The following is a 7,340-nucleotide window of genomic DNA, read 5'->3' on the forward strand; positions in this document are numbered from 1 at the left end:
CAAGGAAGAGCTGGACCGGGTGGACCAGGTGATGCTGGATCACTTCTACAAGCCCAAAGCCGACCCCAAGCAGCGGGAGCTGGGCCTGCGCCGCGCGTTTAAAAACGATTGACCCGAAATAAAGCCAGAAAGGGGGCTGTGTTATGGCACAGGTGTTCCCGACCAAATCGAACCTTATGGCCCAGAAAAAAAGCCTGGCCCTGGCCAGCCAGGGCTACGACCTGATGGATCGCAAGCGCAACATCCTGGTGCGCGAAATGATGCAGCTCATCGACCGGGCCGCCACCATTCAGGACGAGATCACCACCGCGTACTCCCGGGCTTACAAGGCCCTGCAGCGGGCGAACATCACCCTGGGCGTGGTGGCCGAGTACGCAAAGACCGTGCCTGTGGAAGAGGGGCTGGACCTTGATTACCGCAGCGTGATGGGGGTGGAACTGCCCATTGTAAAGCTTAAGGACAGCACCCCCGGCCTTTACTACGGGCTCGATTCCACCAACAGCCAGCTGGACGATGTGTACCTGCGCTTTTGCGAGGTAAAACGCCTGACAGTGGAGCTGGCCGAGGTGGAGAGCAGCGTTTACCGGCTGGCGGGAGCCATTCAGAAAACACAGAAGCGCGCCAATGCGCTGAGCAACATCATGATCCCCCAGTTCGGAAGCACCATCAAGTACATTGCCGAGGTGCTGGACGAAAAAGAGCGGGAGGATTTTTCCCGCCTGAAGGTTATCAAGAGCCAAAAGGATAAGCAGGAGGCCCAGGCCCTGGCACAGGAAAGCTTGTAAAGTAAACTTACTTTACATTCTTTTGAGCGGCCGCCGGAAACCATGGGGAAGCGGCCCGGCAAAAACAGATTCAAAAAAACAGGGGCGAAGCGCGGTTAAAAGCGCTTTGCCCCTGTTTTGAATTGTTTTTGCAGTTTACCCCTCTGCATGCGGGTGTTTTTTATAAAATTCTTCCCGCGCCTTGAAATAGCACTGTGCGCACAGGCTCTGGTATTCGATCTCGCCGCCCTGATCGATGACCACCTGATCGCCCTCGAACACGAACTCGCCGTTTACCCTGCGGCCGTTGCAGGTGGCCTTGCGGCCGCAGGCGCAGATGGTTTTCATCTCTTCGATGGCATGCGCCAGTTCCAGCAGGCGGGTGGAGCCGGGGAAACCCCTCATGGAAAAATCGGTGCGCAGGCCATAAGCGATCACCGGGATGTTCAGCTTGACCGTGATCAGGAACAATTGCTCGGCCTGAAGGGGGGTGAAGAACTGGCTTTCGTCTGTGAGGACGCAGGCCAGGGGGCGGGCGCCCTGTGCCGCATTTTGCTGCACCAACCCGAACACGTCCATATCGGGGGGAACCGCGACGTCCACCGGGCGGCTGACCCCCAGGCGGCTCACCAGCATTTCGCCGCCCTTGGTATCGACGCTGGGTTTTAAAATGAGCACGCGCATACCGCGCTCTTCGTAATTAAAAGCCACCTGCATGAGGGCGGTGCTCTTGCCGCTGTTCATCGCCCCGTAGCGGAAATACAGTTTTGCCATGACGTTTGATCGCTCCGTCCTTTTGGTTTGTTATTCGCTGCGCAGCCGATACCCCAGGCTCATCAGGCTGTCGCCCAAATGGGCGTTTTCCACCGTTACATCGGGGTAGGGGATGGAGAGATCATAGTGACTGAAATTCCAGAAACCGCGGATCCCCAGGTCTACAAGGCGGCCCGAAAGCTCTTTGGCCCCCTCGCGCGGGACGCACAGCACCGCAACGGTGGGCCCGTACTCTGTGCAAAAGCGCTCCAGCTCGCGGATGTGATGGATGGGCACCCCGTCCAGGTCCCTGCCCACCAGGGCGTCGTTGGAGTCAAAGACCGCCAAAAGGTTGTAGCCGTTGGCGTCCATGGTGAGAAAGCGCGATACGGCTGCGCCCAAACGCCCTGCGCCCAAAAGGATGGTGGGCAGCTTTTCGCCCTCGCCAAATAGCAGGCGGCCGATCTCGTGCAGAAGCACTTCCACATTGTAGCCGATGCCCTGCTGGCCGAAACCGCCGAAACAATTGAAGTCCTGCCGCACCTGGCTGGCCGTGGTGCCCATCATGCGGGCCAGTTCGCTGGAGGATACTTTGGTGACCCCGCTCTGGTGCAGGCCAAGAATATACCGGTAATATTTGGGCAGGCGTTTAATGACCGGCAGCGAAACTTTCCCTTGCGGATGATTCATTTCATTCACCGTCTTTGCAAAAAATTTGCAGGATATACCTTCTAATATATTATAAGATATAAGGGGCATTTGTCAAACCAAACACAATGCTTTGCCGCCCTTGAATAAAAAAACTTGGCTTAAAAGAAACCGAAAGGCGTTTCTCACAGCGGTCAGGAAGCCGCATTCTGGCCGGCGCCCGCTTCCAGGCGCTGCAGGCGGCCAAGGAGCTGTTCAAGCTGCCGCTGCAGAGGGTCGGGGAAATCCTGCTGGTTCAGATCGTCGCTGGGGCGCACGGGCATGCCGTACCGCCGCACCACCTGCGCGGGCATGCCGATGGCGGTGGAATTGCTGGGAATGGATTTCAGCACCACGCTGCCTGCGCCCAGGCGCACGTTGTCGCCAATGGTGACCGGCCCCAAAATTTTGCACCCTGCGCCGATCAGCACATTGCTGCCCACTGTGGGGTGGCGTTTGCCCGTGTTTTTGCCCGTGCCGCCCAGCGTTACCTGGTGGTAGATGGTGCAGTTGGCGCCGATCTGCGCCGTTTCGCCAATCACGACGCCCATGCCGTGGTCGATGAACAGACCGCTGCCGATGCGGGCGCCGGGGTGGATTTCGATGCCGGTGAGGCCCCGGCCCCATTGGCTGATCATACGCGCCAGAAGCCGGTGGCCCCGGCAGTAGAAAAAGTGAGCCGCCCGGTGAAAGAGCAGGATGTGAAAGCCCGGGTAGAGCAGCAGCACTTCCGCCAGACTTGAGGCTGCGGGGTCTTTGTGTTGGATGCTGCGTGCATCGCTCAATAAGCTCATGAAAAGCCCTCCTTCAAACTCAAAAAAGAAAAAAGCGGAAAGCACACGCGTGCTTTCCGCTTTGAATTCAATGGAGCCTGCCGGCTGCCGCGGCAGACCGGACGGTTCACAAAAGAACACTGCGTATACAAGCACGGCGAAACAGTGTGTACAAACAAGTGCACACACAACAGGCCGCGTTGCTGTTCCAGCTGTTCTTCATGGCGATAGTGTCTCCTGAAAAGTTGGTTTATGGTTATACATGATACGCCGGGCTGGGCTGGCTGTCAAGTGGAATTTTTCTTGACATGCCTGCCAAAAGAGATTACAATGCCAATCATTCGCAGGCGGGGGAAGGGGCTTTGCCCTGCGGGCGCGGGGTCTGCCTGCCCGCAGCTGCGCCTGCCGCCGGGGGAACGCCTTTTCCGCAGGGGCGCGCAGCAACAGAAAAAACAAACCTGGAGGGAAGAAACATGAGCAGAATTTATACATCCGCCGACCAGCTGGTGGGCCGCACGCCCCTGCTGGAGCTGACCCATTTGGAACAGCTTTACGGCCTGGAAGCCCGGCTGCTGGCCAAGCTGGAATATCTGAACCCCACCGGCTCGGTGAAGGACCGGGCGGCCAAAGCCATGCTGGACGACGCCGAGGCCCGGGGCGTGCTGAAGCCGGGTATGGCCATCATTGAACCCACGTCCGGAAACACGGGCATTGGGCTGGCCATGGTGGCCGCCGCCCGGGGCTACCGCGCCATTATTGTGATGCCGGACACCATGTCCGGCGAGCGCCGCAGGCTGATGAAGGCCTACGGCGCCGAACTGGTGCTGACCGAGGGAGCCAAGGGGATGAAGGGCGCCATTGAAAGGGCCGGGGAGCTGGCCGGCCAGATACCGGGCAGCTTTATTCCCGGCCAGTTTGAGAACCCGGCCAACCCGGCGGCCCACAGGGCCGCCACCGGCCCGGAGATCTGGCAGGATACCGACGGCGTGGTGGACATTTTTGTTGCCGGTGTGGGCACGGGCGGGACCATCAGCGGCGTGGGGCAGTACCTGAAGCAGCAGAACCCCGCGGTGTGGGTCGTGGCGGTGGAGCCGGCGGCCTCGCCGGTGCTCTCGGGGGGGAAAGCGGGGAGCCACGGCATTCAGGGCATCGGCGCCGGGTTTGTGCCCGCGGCGCTGGACCGCACGGTCTGCGATGAGGTGCTGCCGGTGGCCGACGAGGACGCCTTTGCCCTGGCCCGGCAGACGGGCCGCCGGGAAGGCGTGCTGGTGGGAATTTCTTCCGGTGCGGCGCTGTGGGCCGCCGTCCAGCTTGCCCGGCGGCCGGAAGGCAAGGGCAGGACCATCGTTGCACTGCTGCCCGACACCGGCGACCGGTATCTTTCCACCGGCCTGTTCCCGGAATGAGCCGGCGGGGTGCTTGCGGCCTATAAGCGGTTTGATAACGGCAGGATTGGTTTTGGCCGCATAAATCTGCTCAAATCAGGCAGACTTTTAAGGAGGAATGCTTTAAGGAAGGGGAAAGAAGAGCAGATGAACCAGGAACCGAACGAGGGCTGGAGTGAGAACCCCACCGACGCCCAGGTGGAACAGGAAAAGCTGGAGCAGGAATATATGATGGACACCGGCTCGGTGATCCGCACCAAGGGCAAGCACGCCATCCACTGCCTGACCGTGGTGGGCCTGATCGAGGGGCATACCTCGGCCGGGCAGACCCAAAAAGTGACCAAATATGAACACGTGATCCCGCAGCTGGTGGCCATTGAGGAGGATCCGGATATTGAGGCGCTTTTGGTGATTCTGAACACGGTGGGGGGCGATGTGGAGGCCGGCCTAGCCCTGGCGGAGCTGATCAGCGGGATCACAAAGCCCAGCGCAACCCTGGTGCTGGGGGGCGGGCACTCCATCGGCATCCCGCTGGCGGTGAGCGGCAAACGAAGTTTTATTGTGCCCACCGCCACCATGACGGTGCACCCGGTGCGCCATTCCGGCATGGTGCTGGGGGTGCCCCAGACCATGCGCTATTTTGAACAGATGCAGGAGCGCATCACCGGCTTTGTGGAGCGGCACTCGGCCATCAGCGAGGAGCGCTTTGTGGAGCTGATGATGCATACCGGGGAACTGGTGATGGATGTGGGCACGGTACTGACCGGGGAGCAGGCCGTGAAAGAGGGCCTGATCGATCAGATGGGCTCGCTGGGCGAGGCGCTGCAATACCTTTACCAACAGATCGAAAGCCGGGGCTAGGCCCCGGCTTTCGCCGTGTTTCGGGGCGACCCGGCAAAAAATTGGGGTTTTACAATTTGAGGCGTTGATGATACAATAAATAAGTTAATGAGCTTGGAACGCAGACGGATTTTCTGCAAAGGATAGAGGCTTTACAGAGCTTAAAACAGGGAAGAGGGACGTTAAAGAGAGATGGCACAGAGTAAGAGCAGCACACAGAAGAAAAGCGCGGCAAAGCGCCCGCCCGCCCGCAGGCCCAGCCGCCGCAGGCCCCAGCCGGACATTGCCCAGAGCTGGAGCATTTTGCTGTTTGGCGTGGGCGCGGTGCTGGTGACCATGATCTTTGTACAGGGCGAGTCGCTTTGGGCGTGGCTGCGCAGCGCGCTGTTCGGCGTGTTTGGCCTGGGGATGTATGTGCTGGGGGCCCTGGTGCTGTATGTGGCGGTGCTGGTGGCCCTTGCAAAGCCCATCTGGGGCAAGTGCGCAAAAACACTGTTACTTATGATGTTCGTGTGCGGCACAGCGGTGGTGTTTTCGCACACCGAGCTGGCTGATCACACCTTTTGGGAAATGGTCAAGCTGCTGTACGAGCAGGGGCAGGGAGCCCTGGGCGGCGGCGTTTTGGGCGGCGTTGTGGGCGGCAGCCTGCTGGTGCTTTGCGGCCGCCCCGCCGCAAACATTCTGCTGGTGGTGCTGCTGGGAGCGGCCACCATGTGGTTTGCCGGGGTAACGCCGGGCGATTTGTGGCAGATGGCCGAGCGCTGCCTGGGCGACTGGAAAGAGGATCGGGAGGCCGCCCGCGCCGAGCGGCTGGCCTTTGAAGAGGAGCAGGCGAAGAATGCGCCGCCCCCGGCGCCTGAGCCTGCCCACGCCTCCAAACGCCGCGGCCGCAAGCCACAGGTGGACATTGACCTGGGCCCTGAGCCGGTGGCGGAGATTGACCTTGCCCCCGAACCGGAGGAGCCCCTGGTGGGCCCGGGCGGCACCTTTGGCATGTATCCGCCGCAGCAGGCGCCCGCCCCGGCGGCCGAGTTTGAAACCCCCATTTTGCTGGAGGAGGAGCCCGCCCCCACGGCAGAGGAGTTTGCCGCGGGCCTTGCGGGGGAAACGCCCGCCGCCAGCGAACTGGACGACCTGGTGCAGAAGGCTATGGGCACCCTGCCCGCCGACCCGGTGACCCCCGCGGTGGTGCTGCCGGGCAAAAACGACCAGATGGTCATGGCGCCTGCGGCCGAGGCACAGCCCAATGTGTACCAGTACCCTCCGCTGAGCCTGTTCCAGCGCATGGCTGCGGCAGACGACGCGGGCGTGGAGGAAGAACTGAAAAAAAACGCCGAGCTGCTGGTGAGCACCCTGGAGAGCTTTGGAGTGCGCACCCGCGTGCTGGATATCTGCCGCGGCCCCTCGGTGACGCGGTACGAGCTGCAGCCCCTGGCGGGCGTGAAGATCAGCCGCATCACAGGCCTGGCCGACGACATTGCCCTGAACCTTGCGGCGGCGGGGGTGCGCATTGAGGCGCCGATTCCCGGCAAGCCCGCCGTGGGCGTGGAGGTGCCGAACCGCAAATCAAGCCCGGTGGGCATCCGCTGCATTTTTGAGTCGCCGGTATACACCAAAAGCGCCTCGCCCCTGACTTTGGCGCTGGGCAAGGATATTGCGGGCAACGCCCAGGTGGCCGACCTGTGCAAGATGCCGCACCTTTTGATCGCCGGCTCCACCGGCAGCGGCAAATCGGTGTGTGTGAACAGCATCATTGTGAGCTTTTTGTATAAGTCCAGCCCGGAGGACGTGAAGCTCATCCTGATCGACCCGAAGGTGGTGGAGCTGGCCGAGTACAACGGCATCCCGCACCTGCTCATGCCGGTGGTCACCGAGCCCCGCAAGGCGGCGGGCGCGCTGGGCAGCGCCGTGGCTGAGATGGAGCGGCGCTACCACCTGTTTGCCGAGAACAACGTGCGGGATATCAAGAGCTACAACCGCATGGCGGCTGAGACCGAGGGCATGGAAAAGCTGCCTTACATCGCCATTGTGATCGACGAGCTGGCCGACCTGATGATGGTGGCGGGCAAAGAAGTGGAGGACTATATCTGCCGCATTGCGCAGAAAGTCCGTGCGGCGGGCATGCACCTGATCGTGGC

7 protein-coding genes are annotated in these 7,340 nt (G+C 61.2%); 4 read left to right on the top strand and 3 right to left on the bottom strand.

Features of this window, described 5'->3' with window-relative positions; all coding sequences use genetic code 11:
* Positions 1–143: 143 nt before the first annotated feature.
* On the top strand, positions 144–785 hold the full coding sequence (locus ACMLHZ_RS02455) for a V-type ATP synthase subunit D (protein ID WP_418666224.1): 642 nt from the start codon (positions 144–146) through the stop codon (positions 783–785).
* Between the two features lie 135 nt (positions 786–920).
* Here the strand turns inward: ACMLHZ_RS02455 and ACMLHZ_RS02460 are convergent, their stop codons facing one another.
* The 3 genes from ACMLHZ_RS02460 to epsC all read right to left on the bottom strand — a co-directional run bounded on the left by ACMLHZ_RS02460 (position 921) and on the right by epsC (position 2,998).
* Positions 921–1,538 carry a thymidine kinase gene (locus ACMLHZ_RS02460; protein WP_418666225.1) on the bottom strand — a complete coding sequence of 206 codons (618 nt, stop codon included), beginning with the start codon at positions 1,536–1,538 and terminating at the stop codon, positions 921–923.
* A 30-nt stretch (positions 1,539–1,568) separates the two neighbouring features.
* The gene (locus ACMLHZ_RS02465; RefSeq protein ID WP_418666226.1) at positions 1,569–2,207 is read right to left on the bottom strand and encodes a redox-sensing transcriptional repressor Rex; all 639 of its coding nucleotides are present in this window, start codon (positions 2,205–2,207) and stop codon (positions 1,569–1,571) included.
* 152 nt (positions 2,208–2,359) lie between these two features.
* The gene (gene epsC / locus ACMLHZ_RS02470; protein WP_418666227.1) at positions 2,360–2,998 is read right to left on the bottom strand and encodes a serine O-acetyltransferase EpsC; all 639 of its coding nucleotides are present in this window, start codon (positions 2,996–2,998) and stop codon (positions 2,360–2,362) included.
* A 452-nt stretch (positions 2,999–3,450) separates the two neighbouring features.
* On the opposite strand from epsC, the gene cysK reads away from it, so the two are divergent.
* The 3 genes from cysK to ACMLHZ_RS02485 all read left to right on the top strand — a co-directional run.
* Complete coding sequence (cysK, locus tag ACMLHZ_RS02475) at positions 3,451–4,383, top strand: cysteine synthase A (protein WP_418666228.1); 933 nt, start codon at positions 3,451–3,453, stop codon at positions 4,381–4,383.
* A gap of 126 nt (positions 4,384–4,509) precedes the next feature.
* Positions 4,510–5,223 carry a ClpP family protease gene (locus ACMLHZ_RS02480; RefSeq protein WP_177566127.1) on the top strand — a complete coding sequence of 238 codons (714 nt, stop codon included), beginning with the start codon at positions 4,510–4,512 and terminating at the stop codon, positions 5,221–5,223.
* Positions 5,224–5,394: 171 nt separating this feature from the next.
* Positions 5,395–7,340: DNA translocase FtsK (locus tag ACMLHZ_RS02485; protein WP_418666229.1), on the top strand; the 1,946-nt coding region annotated here is incomplete at its 3' end.

Origin of the sequence: Allofournierella sp., from assembly GCF_048388525.1 — a bacterium.
Lineage (GTDB): Bacteria > Bacillota > Clostridia > Oscillospirales > Ruminococcaceae > BQOK01.